This is a genomic window from Sphingobacterium suaedae (genome assembly GCF_042684625.1).
In the GTDB taxonomy this organism is placed as follows: Bacteria; Bacteroidota; Bacteroidia; order Sphingobacteriales; family Sphingobacteriaceae; genus Sphingobacterium; species Sphingobacterium suaedae.
This window is the reverse complement of sequence record NZ_JBHULR010000002.1, coordinates 166,192-183,459: the sequence shown is the minus strand read 5'-3', so window position 1 is coordinate 183,459 and position 17,268 is coordinate 166,192. Positions and strand designations below refer to the sequence as shown.

Genomic DNA, 17,268 nt, shown 5'->3' with positions numbered 1-17,268 from the left:
CGAAAAAAGTTTTGTAACCAATAAATAAACCCTCCAAGATATATACTCAAGGTCGCGTAGTCTCTCTTGTTATTTTTCTAAGGGTGTATTATCCATGAACCGAGCGAAATAAACACTCTAAGTGTTCTATAAACAGCTCATAATTAGTAATTTAAATATGAAAAATAGTATTATTCTGCTATGCTTGCTATGTAGTGGCTACATATCGGCCTATGCACAGACCAAGCCATTGAAAGGTAGAGTCTCCACGGCAAATTCGGGCGCACCCTTAGCTGGAGTAACTGTTGTTGCTGTACAAAGCCAACTATCGACGACTTCTGACGAACAAGGAGTCTTTGAATTGGTGCTTCCAAATTCAGAAACGGCCATAGAGCTTAGTTTCGTAGGGTATCAAAAACAACTGGCGACGATTAAGGGACTAACAACAATCGACGTACTGCTTGTACCTGATGATGCATTATTGGACGAGGTTGTCGTTACGGGTTATTCTGCCCAGAAGAAAGCAGACCTCACAGGAGCGGTAAGTGTAATAAAAATAAGTGATGTGGAGAATGTTAGCTCCTCGAATATTATGCAGTCGCTGACAGGCCGTGTGGCGGGTATGCAGGTGCAGTCCAGTGGCGCTCCCGATGGGGGGGCTACAATAAGGATACGGGGTATAGGTACGTTAGGAAACAATGATCCTTTGTATATTATAGACGGTGTCCCCAGTAAACGTTCTATGAACGAACTTAACTCGAATGATATAGAATCTATTCAGGTATTAAAAGATGCTTCTTCTTCAAGTATTTATGGTTCTCGTGCCGCTAACGGGGTTATTATTATTACAACAAAAAGAGGTAAGGCTGGAGAGACTAAAGTTGACTTTAGGACATCTCTCAAAGTACAAAATTATGGGAAATCTCTCAATCTGCTTAATACGTGGGAAAGAGGATATGTCCAATGGCGTGCAGCCCTGAATGATGGTATTAACCCCAATTTTGGAGTTTATAAATTTAAGTGGCATACCGAAAACAACGCTGATATATTGGATGAAGTGATTTTGCCGGAATATTTGGACGTCAACAAAACAATGTTTCCTGCAGATACAGACTGGCAAAAAGAGGTAGGACGCACAGGTCTTGCCCAAAATTATAACATGACTTTAACTTCGGGTACTGAAAAAGGTCATGCTCTGTTCTCCCTTGATTATGTCGGTAACCAAGGGACTGTGAAGGGTACAAATTTTAGTCGTATTTCTACCCGTATCAATTCTGATTATTACTTAATAGATAAAATGGTGAGAATTGGCGAAAACTTCTCTTTGTCAAAAATTCGAAAATCAGTGGTAGATCCGGGATGGTTACTTAATCTGACCCATGAGATATGGCCCATTGTACCTATTCATACTATCGATGGTGTTGGATGGGGAGGTCCAGTTAGTGGAATGGGCGATCGTCATAATCCAATAAGAATTATCGAAGATAATAAGCAAAATCGTGAAGACTTTTTACGCTTGTTCGGAGATATTTATATAGGCATTGAGCCTATTAAGAACCTTCATCTGCAATCTAAGTTTGGAATAGACTATGTTGGATTCTGGAAACGTAATATGCAGTTGAAATACGTATCGGGCTTCATGTCAGAAAATACCAATCGCGTGGATAATAACGCTAATTATGGGGGGAACTGGATTTTGAGCAATACAGCCAATTATAAGTTTGATCTAGGTAAACACAACTTTGATATGCTTGCAGGTCAGGAACTTATAAAATATAGTTATGAAGAATTTTCGGCTGGAAGAAATGATTTCGCTGTCGAAACTCCCGAATACATGTATCTGAATGTTGGTACGGGAGATATGCGTGTCGGCGGATGGGCAACGGCATACTCTTTGGCTTCTTTTTTCGGAAAATTGAACTACAATTATGATAATCGCTACTTATTCTCCGGCACATTGCGGCACGATGGTTCTTCTCGATTTGGAGAAAACAATCGTTGGGGTACATTTCCGGCATTCTCTCTCGGATGGAGAATTAGCCAAGAGAATTTTTTTAAGGACGTCCTTTCGGTCGTACCTGAGTTGAAACTTCGTTATGGTTGGGGTAGAACAGGGAATCAAGAAATCGGGGATTATGCTTCATATGGTATATATCAAGCCCTTTACGGGTCTCGTCCTATAGACGAACCAGACTATGGCACTGCGTATGATATATACGGTAGCGGCGGCGGATCTTTACCTTCTGGATTCAGACGTACTCAAATGGCTAATCCCAATCTAAAATGGGAAGGCACAACTCAGAATAACATAGGTGTTGATATGGAGCTGTTTGGTCGGAACGTTATACTCTCATTCGACTATTTTCATAAACTGACTAAGGATATTTTGGTCAAACCCCCTTTTATCGGTACGATTGGAGAAGGAGGCGATCGTTGGGTAAATGGAGCTTCTATGAAAAATACAGGGTTTGAGGCTGTAGCGACATATTACGGAAAAATTGGAGAGGTAGAATATTCTATTGCGGCGAATGCTTCACATTATCGTAATAAAATAACCGAATTGCCTGATGATGTATTAGGATCGTATGCTGGAAATGGAAATGATCAAACTATACTTGGGCGTCCATTAAGCTCTATGTATGGTCACTTGGCAGATGGTCTTTTTCGTACACAAGATGAAGTAGATGCACATGTAGCACAGACAGGCAAAGGTTTGGGACGCATTCGCTACAAGAATACAAATAATGATGATAAAATTGACGATGATGACAGAGTATGGCTTGGGCATGGGGACCCTAAATTATTGTACGGAATTAATCTCTCTACAAAATGGAAAAATTTTGATCTTAGCATGTTCTGGAATGGTGTCTACGGTCTAAAAGTGAACAACGGTGTAAAACGTTATTCAGACTTTATAGGTTTCTTTAGTGGACACAATTATGGAGACCGCACACTTGAGGCATGGACTCCTCAACACTCGAGTTCTACTATACCGGCGTTATCTTTGAACGATCTGAATAATGAGCAACGCTTCTCTTCTTATTTTGTAGAAAATGCTTCGTATCTGAAGTTGGCCAACCTAGAAATCGGATATACGCTATCTAGGTCGACGGAAGCTAAATTATTGAAAAACGCGCGATTCTATTTTATAGCTCAGAATATAGCAACTATGAAGAGTAAAAATTTTACAGGAGTAGACCCAGAAGTGCCTAATCTGGCTTATCCTATCCCATTTTCTTTAACATTCGGTACTAACATAACCTTCTAATAGCCATATGAAACATATTATTATATCAATAGTCCTATCTGCATGGTTGATCATCAATTTCGCAGCCTGCGACGATTTCTTAAGTGAAACACCTAAAGGTTCAGTATTTGAAGAACAATTAGAAACACCTGAGAATATAGAGAAACTGGTTATCACTACGTATTCAGCTTTAGGGAACGAGCATTTTCAACAACCTCTAAGCCCTTGGCCGTATGGCAATTTACGGTCAGGAGACGCTTATAAAGGAGGTGCAGGCACAGGTGATATGGGGGATTTCCATCTATTCGAAACATTTGTCTATATGAGAGATAATGTAGGCATGCTCGACAGGAGGTGGTATCAAGGTTATAAAGCTATTTCACGAGCAAATACGGCATTGGAAAAATTAAATGTCATTTCGAATGCCGAGTTGCCAACACGGGATCTGCGCATTGCGGAAGTCCGTTTCCTTAGAGCGCATTTCTATTTCGACCTTAAAATTTTATTCAAACATATACCCTATGTAGATGAAACTATTTCCGTCGACGAGTATAAAAATATTTCAAACCGAGAACTAACAGACAAACAAGGTTGGGAATATATTATTCAGGAATTTAGATATGCAGCCGATATTCTTAAGGATCCTGCTGGAGAAATAGGACGGATAAACAAATGGATGGCAAAAGCCTATTTGGCAAAGGCATTGTTGTATGCCGCTTATGAACAGGATGAAAAAAACAACGTAATCAATATTGACAAGGGAAAATTGGAAGAGGTTGTCTCTCTTACTGATGAAATTATAGCTTCAGGCAGATACAATTTGGCTGATAATTTTGAAGAAAACTTTCTGTGGGAAACTCAAAATGGAAAAGAATCTATCTTTGCTATCCAATATTCGGTAAATGACGGGACTATGTTTGGACGTCTTGATTTCGGAGCGATGCTTAACTATCCAATGAATTCTGAATACGGATGTTGCGGATTTCATTCTCCATCTCAAAATTTGGTTAATTCATTCAAGACAGATAATAACGGATTACCACTGTTCGACAGTTTCAACGCGGCAAGTATAAGTACCCCCTCCGATCTGCAAAACAATAATATAGACCCTCGTTTGCTACATTCTGTTGCAATCCCTGATATGCCATATAAGTACAAACCTGATTTTATCTTTAAGGAATCTTGGACAAGGCAACCAGAAACCTACGGAGCATTCATGTCACTCAAAGAGGTTGTTTTACCAGACTGTCCATGCTTTAAAAAATTACTTCCGTTTATGTCAAGTTCTAAAAACCGAGATATCATTAGATTTGATGATATGCTACTGTGGCGTGCTGAAGCACTTATAGAATTAGATCGTCCAGCGGAAGCCTTGCCTATTATAAATACCATTAGAAAACGTGCTGCACAAAGTACGACAAGGTTGGTGGATATAGAAGGTAAGAAAACCGGAAAATTCGTTGTAGAAGAATATAAACCAGGAGTCAATAGTCCAGTATGGGACAAATCCTTCGCAACTAAAGCCCTACGTTGGGAGCGTCGCTTAGAAATGGCGCTTGAAGGCTACCGCTTCTTCGATCTTGTAAGATGGGGTATTGCCGCGGAAACGGTAAACGAGTATTTCGCTGTTGAAAAGACCCGACGTCAATACCTTAATGATGCTAAGTTCACGAAAAACCGAGACGAATATTTCCCGATACCTAAATCACAGATAGACTTTAGTAAAAAATTGTACCAACAGAACTATGGATGGTAAAGTTGTATAAAATATATTTTGTATTGCAGCAATACAAATACAGGATCTACACATAGAATTTTGAAAAATGTTAATCACTTTTAAATATATCGTATGAATTTTTTGATTATGAAAACTGCATTAATCAGTACCTTGTTGTTTGTGGGGCTATCACTTTCAGCAGGAGAAGTTAAGATTAAAATTAGTAAGAAATATCTGAACCTACCTGTTTCTCATACACAGGAGCGCGGTAAAATGACCTTCAAAGTAAGCGGACAGCCCGACTTGTCTATCGTGATACGTCTAGCTCGCGATGTGGCAGATTATTGGGTATTTAAAGATGTTTCCAGTATGCAAGGTAAAACTTTGACAATCAGCTATGAAGGGGACAGTACAGGTTTGGAAAACATATTTCAGGATGATGAAATTGTAGGACAAAATGAATTGTACAAAGAAAAAAATCGTCCTCAATTTCACTTTACTACCCGTCGTGGATGGATTAACGATCCAAATGGACTTGTATATTACGACGGAGAGTATCATCTATTTTATCAGCATAATCCTTACGAACGTGAGTGGGAAAATATGCATTGGGGCCATGCCGTCAGCAAAGATCTTGTACATTGGGAAGAGCTGCCCGATGCTTTGTATCCAGACAGTACAGGAACAATGTTTTCAGGTTCTGCAGTAATTGATTATGACAATACTGCGGGGTACAATGTTGAAGGCACACCTGCTATGATCGCTTTTTATACAGCCGATAGTCCGGATAAGCAAGTTCAGTGTATGGCGTATAGCCTAAATAAAGGGCGTTCTTGGATAAAATATGAGCAAAATCCGCTGATCGATTCCAAACATATATGGAACAGTAAAGACACGCGAGACCCCAAAGTTTTTTGGTATAAGCGAGGAGGACACTGGGTGATGGTACTAAATGAGCGTGACGGTCATTCTATTTATACGTCGTCAGATCTCAAGGAGTGGAAATATGAAAGCCACGTTACCGGTTTTTGGGAATGTCCTGAATTATTTGAACTTCCAATAGATAGCAATGCTGACAATACCAAATGGGTGATGTACGGGGCTTCCGGCACTTATATGCTGGGATCGTTTGACGGCAAAGTGTTTACACCCGAGTCTGGAAAGTACTTGTATACGAGCGGCTCTATCTATGCGGCGCAAACATTTACCAATATGCCTGACGGTCGACGGGTACAAATCGGGTGGGGGCGATTGAACCATCCGGAGATGCCTTTTAACGGAATGATGCTTCTGCCGACGGAACTTACCCTTCGTACCACCAAAGACGGCCCGCGTTTGTACAACGTGCCGGTCGCGGAAACCGAACAGCTTTTCACTTCCGCAAAACAGGGAAAAGAGTTGACTGCCGCGCAAGCCAATGAACTTCTGGACGAGTTTAATGATGACGTCCTCCGGATAAAGGCAACACTAAAATTGTCGCATGCCACAAGCGCCGGCCTCAACCTGCATGGACAGCGGCTATTGGATTACGATTTAAACCATACGACGATAAATGGTACGTTTTACTCGCCAGAGGAGTTAACCAGCATGGAAATTACCGCTGACATTTATATCGATCGTACAAATGCTGAGGTATTTATCGATGGCGGGGCATATTCCTATTCCATGGGACTGAAGCCGGAAGCTGGTAATACCGAAGGTTTCCATTTCTGGGGCAATAATATCGAGGTAAAAAATCTAGAAGTATTTCGCGCACAGTCCATCTGGAAATAAACTGTAGGGATGTAAAGCATTTTTTTGAGTTACCTCATGCTTCTTCACAAGCAATCCCTTCGATTAGAATTTGCGATAAAAGTTAATTAAAACAGCCACACTCATCTACAATCACAATAGAGGCATTTAACGGGGAAGCACAACATAATCCCATACATTAACAAATGAAGTAACAGAGTAAGACAGATATTTTCAGGTTAAACCTGAAAAATATCTGTCTTAAGGTAAAATCTTGATTTCACTAATGCGTCAAAAACCGATCGAAACTAAACAAAAATTAACATAAAATCGATTAATAACTTCTCACAGCATCAATATTAAAAACAGCTATTCCTGAATGTTATCGGGGTTTTTCCGGTCCATTTTTTAAACGCCCTTACGAAACCGCTGGGTTCTGCATAACCTAAAACACCCGAAATTTCCTTCACAGAAGATGTGCTATTAGACATATAATGTATGGCCAATGATTTCCTTACCTCCTCGACAATTTGGATATAGGAGACTCCTTCTTGTTTGAGTTGTCGTTGAAGAGTCCTTACACTAATATTAAAATTACCCGCAACAGACTCTATGGATAAAGAAAACAGATAGGAATTAGCTATTAACAAATTGAAGATCCTTTTTGAAAGGCCTCCCTTTAAGGTAGAGGAATTTTGCAGTAAGCTAATTTTTTCAATCAATAAGTTCTGAATTTCGTAATTTGCCGTAATGATTTTGTTTTTTAGGTATTCCTTCTTGAATTCCAAGATATAATTTTCACTCTTTTTTACAGGACAACCTAATATGGCTTCATATTCTTTCTCATGCCTCTTTTTAAAAGTTGGAAAGCTGGCATGGATTGGCATAGGATTTTCGAGGATTAATCCCTTCAACTCATAAAGTACAAAAGACAACAAAAAGTCCCCCATCTGATCCTGAGCAGTTGGTGTATCAGAATAACCTCCTAATTTTTCGAAAGTAATAGTAAAGGTATTTTCCTTTTCCTTTACATTTAGCATATAAAAATCAGTCAATAAGTGAACCATAGAACATGCATGCCTTAATGCTTCTTTTACATTGCTGCTCATTTGAATGACCTGACCAACAACACCAAGTGCCGCAATCTGCATGGAAGTCCCAAAATGGAAGCCTGACAGTTCATTTTTTGAAAGATGGATGATGTTTTTCCAAATGATTTCCATCTGGACGTTTGAAATATTAAATGATGATTTTGTATTTAGATCTTGATGTTTAATTCCAGCAAATGTCATCAGTTTATTAATACTTACACCTCTTTCCTTACAAAAAACTAGCAATGCTTGTAAAAATATCTCCCTGTAGTTCATTGTATAAATATACCAAACACAAGACCAAAACGGGCATGAGATGATAAGTCATTGTCGCCTAATGATAAGCAAACTGAATCTATGGAAGATAACTTTGTAGAACAAATTCAAAGATTATGGTACTAAAAAATGTTTTACTGATAAATGCTATCAGTTCAGGATTGACAGGCTTATTAATTGCTCTAAGCCCAAAAGTTGTAGCAAGTATTTTAAAAGTGAACAACACAGCCACAATTATAGGAACAGGTGCTTTTTTGGTTGTATTTTCTCTATTTGTCCTTGTAACCGCTTTTAAACACCCTCGAGACAAGGCGTGGACTAAACTTATTATTGGAATTGATATAACTTGGGTGATAGTAAGTATAATTGTAACAGCCTTATTGTTTTCAACGATTAGTATGATAGGGTCCGTCGTAATTCTTGCAGTCGCGGCTTGGGTAGGGGTAATGGCTTACCTTCAAACAAAAGCTTTAAACAAATTGTAACGATGGATAAAACAGGCGAATTTATTAAGGATTTCCTCAAGTATATGCAGGAAAGAGATTTAAAAAACCTTATGAACCTATTTGCTGAAGACGTGGATTGGGAAATTCCAGGAGACACGGAGAGGTTAAAATGGTTAGGTTTAAGAAAAAACAAAACAGACGTTGAGTTATTATTCAAGCAGCTTTGGGAGGAAACCCGACCGATATCAGCTAAAATTCATAAGATTTTATCCGATCAAGATGAAGCTATTATTAAGGGTGAATTTATCACTAAAATGTTGAGAACAAACAAAGATGTAAACTCCATATTTTTCATTCATTTTAAACTTCAAAACATGAGAATAGCGGAATACACGTTATTAGAAGACAGTTATGCTGTTTCAGAGGCTGTAAAATGAGCAGGGGCAATACACAAATTTACACAATATAGATTCCATCAGTTTTTCCGTGTTGTCCGAACACTTGACGCATACGGTTGTCATAACTTAATACCAGGCAACGGTTGTAAACAGAACTGTAATACTATTACGTAAAGTTCAACCAAAAACTATGTAAATTCACCATACAGCCACAATTTACGAGACGCTTTATCGGTGCTTTTCCGACAGAACCTGAACCTCGGGAGATTAATATCTTTTTCGTTTATCTATCTTTGAAAGCAACTCCGGAAAAGCCTGTCTGAACCAGACCGTGTAATGTGATGGATTAACCTTTATATCCATTAGAATTTCATCCGCATTCATCCACTTATAATCCTGTGCTTCATCTTGGTTTAAAACAGGACTCTGGTTAGAGTGACCAATAAAAATATAATCCAGCTCGTGTTCTGTCAAATTATTTTCAACCCGCTCGTTGTATATAAATGAATAGATCAATCTTAAATCACATGTTAGTCCCATTTCATACTTTAACCGCTCCTTAGCACTCGAATCTACATCTTCTTCCCATTGTGGATGCGAACAGCAGGTATTCGTCCATAACCCCGCTCCGTGGTACTTATGGTTTGCCCGTTGCTGTAAAAGAAGCTCTTCCTTATCGTTAAATATAAATACCGAAAATGCCCGGTGAAGATATCCTTGCTCGTGTGCAGCCAGCTTTTCCATTTCAGCAATTGCATTATCGTTTTCATCGACCAGTACTACGTTATTTCTTTCCATTTTACGTTAATTAAAAAGTTATTGATTGTTTTTCCGCAAAGCTTATCCATATATTCAATGCTCTGTCTCTTGCGGATCCGTCCTCTACTATCGGTTGGGGATGAGCATCTGTCCCAAATTCCGGAAGCCATTCTTTGATATATTCCAGCTTTTTATCAAATTTTGCGGTTTGTAAAGCCTGGTAAAAAAGCAAGAGCCTAATACAAACCCACATTGTCCTCCAAGGCAGATCCCGGCGAAACCAAAAAATAGAGACCTTACTTTTCATTCAGAAATGGATTATCGTTCCTGTCGTGCTTTACCCAAATCAGTTTAGAGGTATCATATCCAATCCGTTCTGCAATTTTCAGGTAGCTTGTTTTAATTTCCTCCGGAATATCCTTTGTCCTTGATAAAATCCATAAATATTTTAAATTTTTTCCCACAACCAACGCATACCGATAATTTTCGTCCAATGCCACGACATTATATCCCGAATAAAAAGGGCCGAAAAAACTTACTTTTAATTTAGCGGTATCTTTATCTTCTCTAAATTTTGCTAAGCCTTCCGCTTTTTTCCATTTCTCCTTCTTATAGTTATATCCACTGTTCAACACAGTGACATTACCATCTTCACTCAGGCTATATTGAGCGGAAACATTGTCTAAGTTTTGTTCAAAACGAAAATCAAAACGGGCAATTTCATGCCATACCCCCAGATAATTATCTACATCAAAGTTTTCGACAGCTTTTGCCCGTTTTGGAATCGAGGCACAGGAATTCAAAAAAGCAATTAACCCCATGGAAAGGATTATTGTTAAAATTTTATTTTTTGGTTTCATCTTGAGCATGTTTAAATCGTTTAAAAAAATAAAGCACCAAAAGAAATTGCGTATATCCATAAATGGCATCTTCAATCGGTATCGTTAGTATACGCACACCCAGAAAGTCTCCAGGGTTATAATTCACTATGGGAGCTTCCAATCCGGTGCCGGTTAGAAGGCCGTTTACCGGAAAGAAACCTAACATCAATACTGTATACACCAGCGACGCTCTGCCAATCCACTCCGCCCGGGCAATAAAATGCAGGTAGATTAAGGTCGTTGTGGTGGCAATAGCCGTGACCAGCGTGTATATTTTATCAAGGTGCAGCAAAGCCATAACCGAACAGATAATTACACTGACAAAAACGATCAGGTTATTAAAGCCGGATAGCCATTCCAACCTGAAAAACTTATCGAAACAGAAATAGGTAAATACACATGAAAACGGAATACAGATAAAAAACAGCCATTCTTCAATCGGTAGCCCGGCCAATACTATTCCGAGCGTATAATCTGCATTGAACCACCAAACACCTTTTGCCGTAAACCATATATCCCAAGCAATGAAAGGAATAGCAACGAAAATTGAAGATTTTATAAACACTCCAAAATAACGGTTAAAGAGAATTCGTCTATCGTAAGATGCAATGAAACATATGATGACCGTAAAAAACAATATTGAGGAATAAGTATATGTCATCATTTTTTCTCAGAGTTATAATACATTTTAAAATACTTGAATGGCACAACTAAAAATCCATAACATTCGCCATTTTCTTTTCCGATATGCCTGTGATGTTGCTTGTGTGCCCTACGGAGCGCTAAAAAATAGGGGCTTTGGGTTTGGGACAAAAATTTAATACGTTGGTGGATAAAAATATCGTGCACAAAAAAATAAGCCATTCCATACAGCATAATTCCCAATCCGATATGAAAGAGATAATTGAAATTTTCAAGCGAACCGAAATACATCAAAGCAATAGTTGGTATAGCAAATATGACAAAGAAGTAGTCGTTCTTTTCAAGAACGCCCTCATTGCTGTGGTCGTGATGGTCTCTATGCAAAAACCAAAGGAAACCGTGCATAACATATTTGTGGATAATCCATGTTGCGCCTTCCATCAATGTAAACGTGAGCAATACGATTAAAAAAGCCATATCAGTTTTTTTTGAGGTTTAAAGAGTTTTTCTAAAACGTCGTATCGGAAATCAAAAATGCCTGCCAATTTCTTTTTTTCAAAAAGTAGATGTGCCATCTTCCCCTAAAAGCCGAAAGACAATTCATAATCTACCGTATCTTTCATTAGCATCCCGTCTTTATTGAGGATAAATTCGTGAAAATGGCTCCAGTATTTATAAGGACCTTTCTCATGAAAATCAGTAAAGCTATTATTGGGTTCCACATAGATAATTCTCGTTCTCCACTTCAACGGAACTTTTCGCAACGGCGAAACGATATAATCGATCACCATTCCCTCAGCAATCTGCTCGCCGTTATAATCCGACAGCACCGTAAAATCCATATCTTTGGGTGCGATCTTCGAAAGGTTCTTGTGAGAAGAGATAAAATGCCACGCTGCCTCGACATCGCAATTCAATTGTTGTTCCCTGTTTAACCGCTTTTTCATAGCTTGGTCTCTTAAAAGCGTAAATCTGATCATAAAAAAGCAGTTTTATATCTTACATAACTTTTGAATGCCACAAAAGCCTTTTCGGAATTAGGAACTCGAATCCTGTTATTCAATATCTCTTTGGAGGATTTTCTTTTTATTTTTTGGAACAAAGACAAATAGTACTTGTAAGCTAAATACACCCCAAACATAGCGGAATTGGGTAGCTTCTTAATCCCGATTAAAGCCTCTTTAAACTCTTCTTCTATTTCCTTTTCAATCTGACATTTCACAGAATTATCAAATATGCACATATCGATATTCGGAAAATAAGTCCTGCCCAAAATCTGATAATCATCTTTCAAATCCCTTAAAAAATTAACTTTTTGAAAAGCTGATCCCAGTTTCATTGCATAAGGTTTCAATTCACTATACTTTTCCATATTCCCATCTGTAAAAACTTGCAGACACATCAGCCCAACTACTTCCGCTGAACCAAAAATATATTCTTCGTATAGTTCTGAATTGTAATCTATTTTCTGCAAATCCATTTCCATACTGTGTAAAAACTGTTCAATTAAACTTTTGTCAATTTTATACTGATTTACAGTCTCCTGAAACGATTGTAGGATAGGGTTGAGCGAAATTCCTTCATGCAGTGCGTCGTGGGTTTCTGCTTTTAACCGACTCAATAGCCTCTCTTTATCGTACCCGTGAAAACTGTCCACGATTTCATCTGCTAATCTCACGTACCCATATATTGCATATATTGCAGAACGAATAGACGGTTTCAGCGCAAAAATTCCCAGGGAAAAACTCGTACTATATTTTTGCGTTGTTATCTTACTTACCGAATAGGATAGTTCGTCAAATAACTTTTTCATAGTTTTTCTTGTTTAAGTTTGATTATTTCGTTCGCTACGATTTTTCCAGATATGATGGAAGGTGGAACTCCGGGGCCAGGAACGGTCAATTGACCGGTATAGAATAAATTTTTCAATCTCTTGTTCCTTATTTTAGGTTTTAAAACCGCAGTTTGACAGAGCGTATTTGCCAACCCGTACGCGTTCCCACCATAGGCATTGTAGTCGGAAACAAAATCGCTGGCACAATAACTTTTTTTGTATTCGATCATTGATCGTAAACCGGTTATACCTGTATGTTTCTCAATTCTTGAAAGCATTTCCATTAAATATTCTTCCCGAACAACCTCTTGATCGTTTATTCCGATAGCTAAAGGCATCAACAAAAACAGGTTTTCTTTGCCTCTGGGCGCGACGGTATTATCTGTTTTTGACGGACAACAAGCATAAAACAGTGGTTTCTCGGGCCATTTTTTCTCACCATAGATAGAATCAATATGTACGTCTAGATCATTCTCAAAGAAAAGCGTATGGTGTTCTAGGTTAGGAATGGTTTGATCGATGCCCAAATAATAGATCAAACTTGATGGTGCAAATGTTCTGTTTTGCCAATATCCTTCAGAATAATTTCTGTACTCTTTATTTAAAAGCGTTTCTGTATGATGATAATCCGCAGAAGCAATTACAGCATCAAATTCATAGATATTGCCATTGATAATTAAAGATTTTACCTTGACGTTATCCGTATTTATACATTCGACGGTTTTGTCGAAATGGAAAACAGCACCTCGACTTTCAGCTACTTTTTTCATAGCCAGTACCAATTGATAAAAGCCGCCCATCGGATAATGCGTCCCTAAAGCATAACCTCCGTAATTCATCAAACTATATAATGCAGGAATTTTTTTTGGAGAAGCACCGAGAAAAATTACGGGAAATTCCATCAACGTTCTTAGCTTTTCACTTTTAAAGTATTTGGCAACGTAGGTTCTGAAACCCGTCAGCAAATCTAATTTAATTGCACTTTTAGCTATTTTTGGAGAAATAAACTCAGCCCAATTGTGGCAGGGCTTATTAACAAAATCCTGCATTCCGACTTCATACTTGAATTTCGCCGATTGCATGAATTTTTCCAATTGTAATCCGGCACCTTTTTCGATTCTTTCAAACAAGATTTTTAATTCCTCTAAATTTTGAGGGACACTGATCTTATCTTGTGAAAAAATTATTTCAAACTGCGGATTTAATGAAATCAACTCAAAGAAGTCAGAACTTTTATAACCGAAATCGGCAAAAAAACTTTCTATAATATCAGGCATCCAATACCAGCTTGGTCCCATATCAAAGACGTAACCGTGTTCTGTCGAAAACTGTCTTGCTCTTCCTCCTGGTCGGTCGTGTTTTTCAAATACGTGAACTTCATTTCCTGCTTTCGCCAGATAAGCGGCAGCAGACAATCCCGAAAAACCGGAACCAATAACGGCTATTTTTTTCTTCATAGCCTTCTATCTTTTAAAACCTCATTCAATAAATATTCTGGTTCAATATTTTTATCGTAGATCTGTTGGTGAAAATCATTGAGCTTACTGAGCAACCTGATCAATTCCATTTTTTCGTTATGAGTTAAATCTCCTGTAACGATTTCAGTTGCTTTTCTGATTTTATCCATTTGCTTTTCTAAAACCTGGATTCCCTTATTGCTGATCTTTAAAACTTTACTTCTTTTGTCAGTCTCAGAACTGGTTTGATTTACCCAACCTTGCGCAATCAACCGGTTAATAACTTGCATTCCCGCAGGTTTTTCGTGAACGTTCTTTTTTATCAAATCCATTTTGGACATTTCCCCGAAGGCTTTTAGGTTAATAAGGTAGATAAAATCTTCTTGCGTAGAAAAATCCGATCCGAGTATGGCGGACTTGGAATAACTCTTGGCATATCTGTTCATATGGACAATTAAAGTATTAATGACACTCTCTGCACTACGCCCCTTCTCTTTTCCATCCCAACTAGGTTCATTATTTTTTTCCTCACGTTTATAATTGGCAACTATCCATCTTTTGAAATCCTCGATATCATTAGGATATGTCCTTCCTTGAAGAACATCTGCTTCAAATTCCTCAAGCAGATTGAGAACATTTTTTAGAATATCATATTTCATATATTTATATTAGTTCATAAATATACTAAACATACATGTTAAATGTATAAATTTATACCAAAATCATGCAATTCATTTTTAGCAATACAAGACTCTCGATAAGATTCGGTGATATAGTATATATCATGAGGATGTAATTACTGGCTGAAACGGCAATATTCTATCGTTCAGTCTCTTGCCGAAATTGGCTAATAATAAATACTGGAGGTCATCTATAGGAAGAAGAGAAATGAGTACAAACGTTCCCAAAACCCAATTAAATTAAGGGAATTATTAATAGCCCTCATTTAGTTAGAAATAACAAGACAAACCCCTAACTTTTAACAAGTTAGAAGTCTAGAAAGCGAGCTTGCTGGTAAGGAACTCGAACTCTTTTTGGAAGATTTAAAACGATAAAAATCGTACATTATTCAGATTGTCGAAAGTAAAATGGAGCGCATCAAGAATGACCCCGATTTACAGCATTTAATGCGAAAGGAATGAGAGATTTACCTTTTTTATTTTGAATTTTATCGATTAGTCATACCTTTGTAACAATGAATTAATCGATATAGATATACAGCAAGCACAGCGTACTCTCAGATTTTATATCTGAAAGTAGTATTATAATGCTTCCTCTTTAGAAGACAATCGTTAGATTGCTCGTACTGCTATTTGCTGTATAATTTCCCTTTTTATTTAATAATTGAGTGGCTTGGGACAGTTAATCTGTTAATGCCTATAGTAATGGATGGAATATTTAGCTGTTCTTGTTCGCTACTTATTGTAGTTGAAATTATGCTAAAACATTGTTATGTATCTTGATTATGTTTTGACTTAGCCGTTTTATCGAACACAAAAAACAGATTAAATGCTGTTTTGATTTGTGACGTAACGGAGTGATTTTGACTGAATTTATACATTTATTCACGAGTATTTAATACGTGAAGAAATAGGATTGTTTTACTTAAAATGAATTAAAAAATGATTTTAAATAGAATACCAAGTTTAACTGAAAGTAAAAAGCAGTTTATCTTCAAATTTATAGAAGACCTTAGCAAAATCGAAAACTTAAAAGCAATTGCTTTGGGTGGTTCACATGCAACAGGTAGAGCGAATAAAAATTCCGATATTGATTTAGGACTCTACTATTATGAACAAGAACCTTTTTTAATAAAAGCCATTCAAAAAATCGTCGAAAAATATTCAACAGATAAAAAATCTGTTGTGGTTGATTTTTATGAATGGGGCCCATGGGTAAATGGCGGTGCATGGATAAACACCGAAGTAGGTAAAGTAGATTTATTATATCGTAATATCAATCAGATTGAAAAGACAATTTTAGATGCTAAAGTTGGTAAATGGCAAAGTCATTATGAACAACAACCGCCATTCGGTTTTAATTCAATTACATATCTAGCTGAAAGTGCAACCTCTGTGCCTTTATTTGACCCCAATTTTATTTTAAGGGAGCTTAAAGAATTGATCAAGCCTTACCCAAAGGCATTAAAACAAAATGTCATAAACGCTACTCTTTGGTCGGCTGAATTTACGTTGGCTCAAGCGGGAGTATTTGCTTCTCAAAAAGATATGTATAACACTTTGGGTTGCTTTACGCGATGTTTGAAAAACATTATCGATGCTTTATGCGCAATTAACGAAATATATCCCATAGGAGATAAACTTGCCGTCCAAATACTATCACGAGCGGAATCTGTTCCAGACAATTTAGACCAAAAAGTAAACGCGGTTTTGACAACTGACATTTTGAAGTTGGATAAAAATTTACATCTCCTTAAAGAACTATTTAAAGAGGTAGGTGAGCTTACAGATGGTTTATACCATCCGAAGTTTGACACAAAAAGTATTTTTAATCGATAAAGCATTTATCATAATTTTTATGAATATCAAAACTTGAATTTATTATGATGGACAAATATTGTCATGATTTTAAATAGACTTGAAATTGCTATTAGTGGAGTGGAATTTCAAACCGATTGCTCCGTACAACGGATGGAGGCTGTTATACACCTTATTCTTGAATGCCTGTCCGAACTGAAAGAGTATGTTCTGAAAAGAGGGTTTAGGAACACGGATGAGGAAATCCGTTTTCTCAAATATCAGAAGCCTCCCATTGTAGCGAAACCCTTTGTGACGTATTTGTGACGGTTT

General features: G+C 37.5%; 16 protein-coding genes. 6 read left to right on the top strand and 10 right to left on the bottom strand.

What is annotated here, in order from left to right:
* Positions 1 to 157: 157 nt before the first annotated feature.
* The 3 genes from ACFSR5_RS03130 (at position 158) to ACFSR5_RS03120 (ending at position 6,716) form a co-directional block, all read left to right on the top strand.
* Positions 158 to 3,247, top strand: a complete 3,090-nt coding sequence (locus ACFSR5_RS03130) for a SusC/RagA family TonB-linked outer membrane protein (RefSeq protein ID WP_380900617.1) — start codon at positions 158 to 160, stop codon at positions 3,245 to 3,247.
* A gap of 7 nt (positions 3,248 to 3,254) precedes the next feature.
* Positions 3,255 to 4,982 carry a RagB/SusD family nutrient uptake outer membrane protein gene (locus tag ACFSR5_RS03125; RefSeq protein ID WP_380900615.1) on the top strand — a complete coding sequence of 576 codons (1,728 nt, stop codon included), beginning with the start codon at positions 3,255 to 3,257 and terminating at the stop codon, positions 4,980 to 4,982.
* 93 nt (positions 4,983 to 5,075) lie between these two features.
* The gene (locus ACFSR5_RS03120; RefSeq protein ID WP_380900613.1) at positions 5,076 to 6,716 is read left to right on the top strand and encodes a 2,6-beta-D-fructofuranosidase; all 1,641 of its coding nucleotides are present in this window, start codon (positions 5,076 to 5,078) and stop codon (positions 6,714 to 6,716) included.
* A gap of 317 nt (positions 6,717 to 7,033) precedes the next feature.
* Here the strand turns inward: ACFSR5_RS03120 and ACFSR5_RS03115 are convergent, their stop codons facing one another.
* The gene (locus ACFSR5_RS03115) at positions 7,034 to 8,041 is read right to left on the bottom strand and encodes an AraC family transcriptional regulator (RefSeq protein WP_380900611.1); all 1,008 of its coding nucleotides are present in this window, start codon (positions 8,039 to 8,041) and stop codon (positions 7,034 to 7,036) included.
* A gap of 116 nt (positions 8,042 to 8,157) precedes the next feature.
* Here ACFSR5_RS03115 and ACFSR5_RS03110 point away from each other — a divergent pair, with 116 nt between their 5' ends.
* Together ACFSR5_RS03110 and ACFSR5_RS03105 are read left to right on the top strand one after the other, a co-directional pair.
* The gene (locus ACFSR5_RS03110; protein ID WP_380900609.1) at positions 8,158 to 8,526 is read left to right on the top strand and encodes a hypothetical protein; all 369 of its coding nucleotides are present in this window, start codon (positions 8,158 to 8,160) and stop codon (positions 8,524 to 8,526) included.
* 2 nt (positions 8,527 to 8,528) lie between these two features.
* On the top strand, positions 8,529 to 8,924 hold the full coding sequence (locus tag ACFSR5_RS03105; RefSeq protein WP_380900607.1) for a nuclear transport factor 2 family protein: 396 nt from the start codon (positions 8,529 to 8,531) through the stop codon (positions 8,922 to 8,924).
* A gap of 228 nt (positions 8,925 to 9,152) precedes the next feature.
* On the opposite strand, the gene idi is transcribed toward ACFSR5_RS03105, so the two are convergent.
* From idi to ACFSR5_RS03065, 8 genes are all read right to left on the bottom strand, one after another.
* Positions 9,153 to 9,683: an isopentenyl-diphosphate Delta-isomerase gene (idi, locus tag ACFSR5_RS03100; RefSeq protein ID WP_380900605.1), complete on the bottom strand. Its 531-nt coding sequence runs from the start codon at positions 9,681 to 9,683 to the stop codon at positions 9,153 to 9,155.
* 257 nt (positions 9,684 to 9,940) lie between these two features.
* A complete protein-coding gene (locus tag ACFSR5_RS03095) occupies positions 9,941 to 10,504 on the bottom strand; it encodes a lipocalin family protein (protein WP_380900603.1) in 564 nt (187 codons plus the stop codon).
* On the bottom strand, positions 10,488 to 11,189 hold the full coding sequence (locus tag ACFSR5_RS03090; protein WP_380900601.1) for a lycopene cyclase domain-containing protein: 702 nt from the start codon (positions 11,187 to 11,189) through the stop codon (positions 10,488 to 10,490). Before ACFSR5_RS03090 ends, ACFSR5_RS03095 begins: the two co-directional genes overlap by 17 nt.
* Positions 11,186 to 11,644, bottom strand: a complete 459-nt coding sequence (locus tag ACFSR5_RS03085) for a beta-carotene hydroxylase (protein WP_380900599.1) — start codon at positions 11,642 to 11,644, stop codon at positions 11,186 to 11,188. The genes ACFSR5_RS03090 and ACFSR5_RS03085 overlap by 4 nt, the downstream gene beginning before the upstream one ends.
* Before the next feature lie 104 nt (positions 11,645 to 11,748).
* Positions 11,749 to 12,114 carry an SRPBCC family protein gene (locus tag ACFSR5_RS03080; RefSeq protein ID WP_380900597.1) on the bottom strand — a complete coding sequence of 122 codons (366 nt, stop codon included), beginning with the start codon at positions 12,112 to 12,114 and terminating at the stop codon, positions 11,749 to 11,751.
* Positions 12,115 to 12,143: 29 nt separating this feature from the next.
* Positions 12,144 to 12,980 (bottom strand): phytoene/squalene synthase family protein, encoded by an 837-nt coding sequence (locus ACFSR5_RS03075; protein ID WP_380900595.1) that lies wholly within the window; start codon positions 12,978 to 12,980, stop codon positions 12,144 to 12,146.
* Positions 12,977 to 14,458, bottom strand: coding sequence for a phytoene desaturase family protein (locus ACFSR5_RS03070; protein ID WP_380900593.1), 1,482 nt, complete (start codon positions 14,456 to 14,458; stop codon positions 12,977 to 12,979). Before ACFSR5_RS03070 ends, ACFSR5_RS03075 begins: the two co-directional genes overlap by 4 nt.
* Positions 14,455 to 15,117 carry a MarR family winged helix-turn-helix transcriptional regulator gene (locus tag ACFSR5_RS03065; RefSeq protein ID WP_380900591.1) on the bottom strand — a complete coding sequence of 221 codons (663 nt, stop codon included), beginning with the start codon at positions 15,115 to 15,117 and terminating at the stop codon, positions 14,455 to 14,457. The genes ACFSR5_RS03070 and ACFSR5_RS03065 overlap by 4 nt, the downstream gene beginning before the upstream one ends.
* A gap of 963 nt (positions 15,118 to 16,080) precedes the next feature.
* Here ACFSR5_RS03065 and ACFSR5_RS03060 point away from each other — a divergent pair.
* The gene (locus tag ACFSR5_RS03060; RefSeq protein ID WP_380900589.1) at positions 16,081 to 16,977 is read left to right on the top strand and encodes a nucleotidyltransferase domain-containing protein; all 897 of its coding nucleotides are present in this window, start codon (positions 16,081 to 16,083) and stop codon (positions 16,975 to 16,977) included.
* Between the two features lie 69 nt (positions 16,978 to 17,046).
* On the opposite strand, the gene ACFSR5_RS03055 is transcribed toward ACFSR5_RS03060, so the two are convergent.
* Positions 17,047 to 17,268 (bottom strand): hypothetical protein (locus ACFSR5_RS03055; protein ID WP_380900587.1); only part of this gene is annotated, 222 nt, incomplete at its 5' end.

What these genes read in the sequence shown, in the direction of transcription:
- ACFSR5_RS03130 (WP_380900617.1), top strand. Translation starts at nt 158, where the DNA reads ATGAAAAATAGTATTATTCTGCTATGCTTGCTATGTAGTGGCTACATA.
- ACFSR5_RS03125 (WP_380900615.1), top strand. Translation starts at nt 3,255, where the DNA reads ATGAAACATATTATTATATCAATAGTCCTATCTGCATGGTTGATCATC.
- ACFSR5_RS03120 (WP_380900613.1), top strand. Translation starts at nt 5,076, where the DNA reads ATGAATTTTTTGATTATGAAAACTGCATTAATCAGTACCTTGTTGTTT.
- ACFSR5_RS03115 (WP_380900611.1), bottom strand. Translation starts at nt 8,041, where the DNA reads ATGAACTACAGGGAGATATTTTTACAAGCATTGCTAGTTTTTTGTAAG.
- ACFSR5_RS03110 (WP_380900609.1), top strand. Translation starts at nt 8,158, where the DNA reads ATGGTACTAAAAAATGTTTTACTGATAAATGCTATCAGTTCAGGATTG.
- ACFSR5_RS03105 (WP_380900607.1), top strand. Translation starts at nt 8,529, where the DNA reads ATGGATAAAACAGGCGAATTTATTAAGGATTTCCTCAAGTATATGCAG.
- idi (WP_380900605.1), bottom strand. Translation starts at nt 9,683, where the DNA reads ATGGAAAGAAATAACGTAGTACTGGTCGATGAAAACGATAATGCAATT.
- ACFSR5_RS03095 (WP_380900603.1), bottom strand. Translation starts at nt 10,504, where the DNA reads ATGAAACCAAAAAATAAAATTTTAACAATAATCCTTTCCATGGGGTTA.
- ACFSR5_RS03090 (WP_380900601.1), bottom strand. Translation starts at nt 11,189, where the DNA reads ATGATGACATATACTTATTCCTCAATATTGTTTTTTACGGTCATCATA.
- ACFSR5_RS03085 (WP_380900599.1), bottom strand. Translation starts at nt 11,644, where the DNA reads ATGGCTTTTTTAATCGTATTGCTCACGTTTACATTGATGGAAGGCGCA.
- ACFSR5_RS03080 (WP_380900597.1), bottom strand. Translation starts at nt 12,114, where the DNA reads ATGAAAAAGCGGTTAAACAGGGAACAACAATTGAATTGCGATGTCGAG.
- ACFSR5_RS03075 (WP_380900595.1), bottom strand. Translation starts at nt 12,980, where the DNA reads ATGAAAAAGTTATTTGACGAACTATCCTATTCGGTAAGTAAGATAACA.
- ACFSR5_RS03070 (WP_380900593.1), bottom strand. Translation starts at nt 14,458, where the DNA reads ATGAAGAAAAAAATAGCCGTTATTGGTTCCGGTTTTTCGGGATTGTCT.
- ACFSR5_RS03065 (WP_380900591.1), bottom strand. Translation starts at nt 15,117, where the DNA reads ATGAAATATGATATTCTAAAAAATGTTCTCAATCTGCTTGAGGAATTT.
- ACFSR5_RS03060 (WP_380900589.1), top strand. Translation starts at nt 16,081, where the DNA reads ATGATTTTAAATAGAATACCAAGTTTAACTGAAAGTAAAAAGCAGTTT.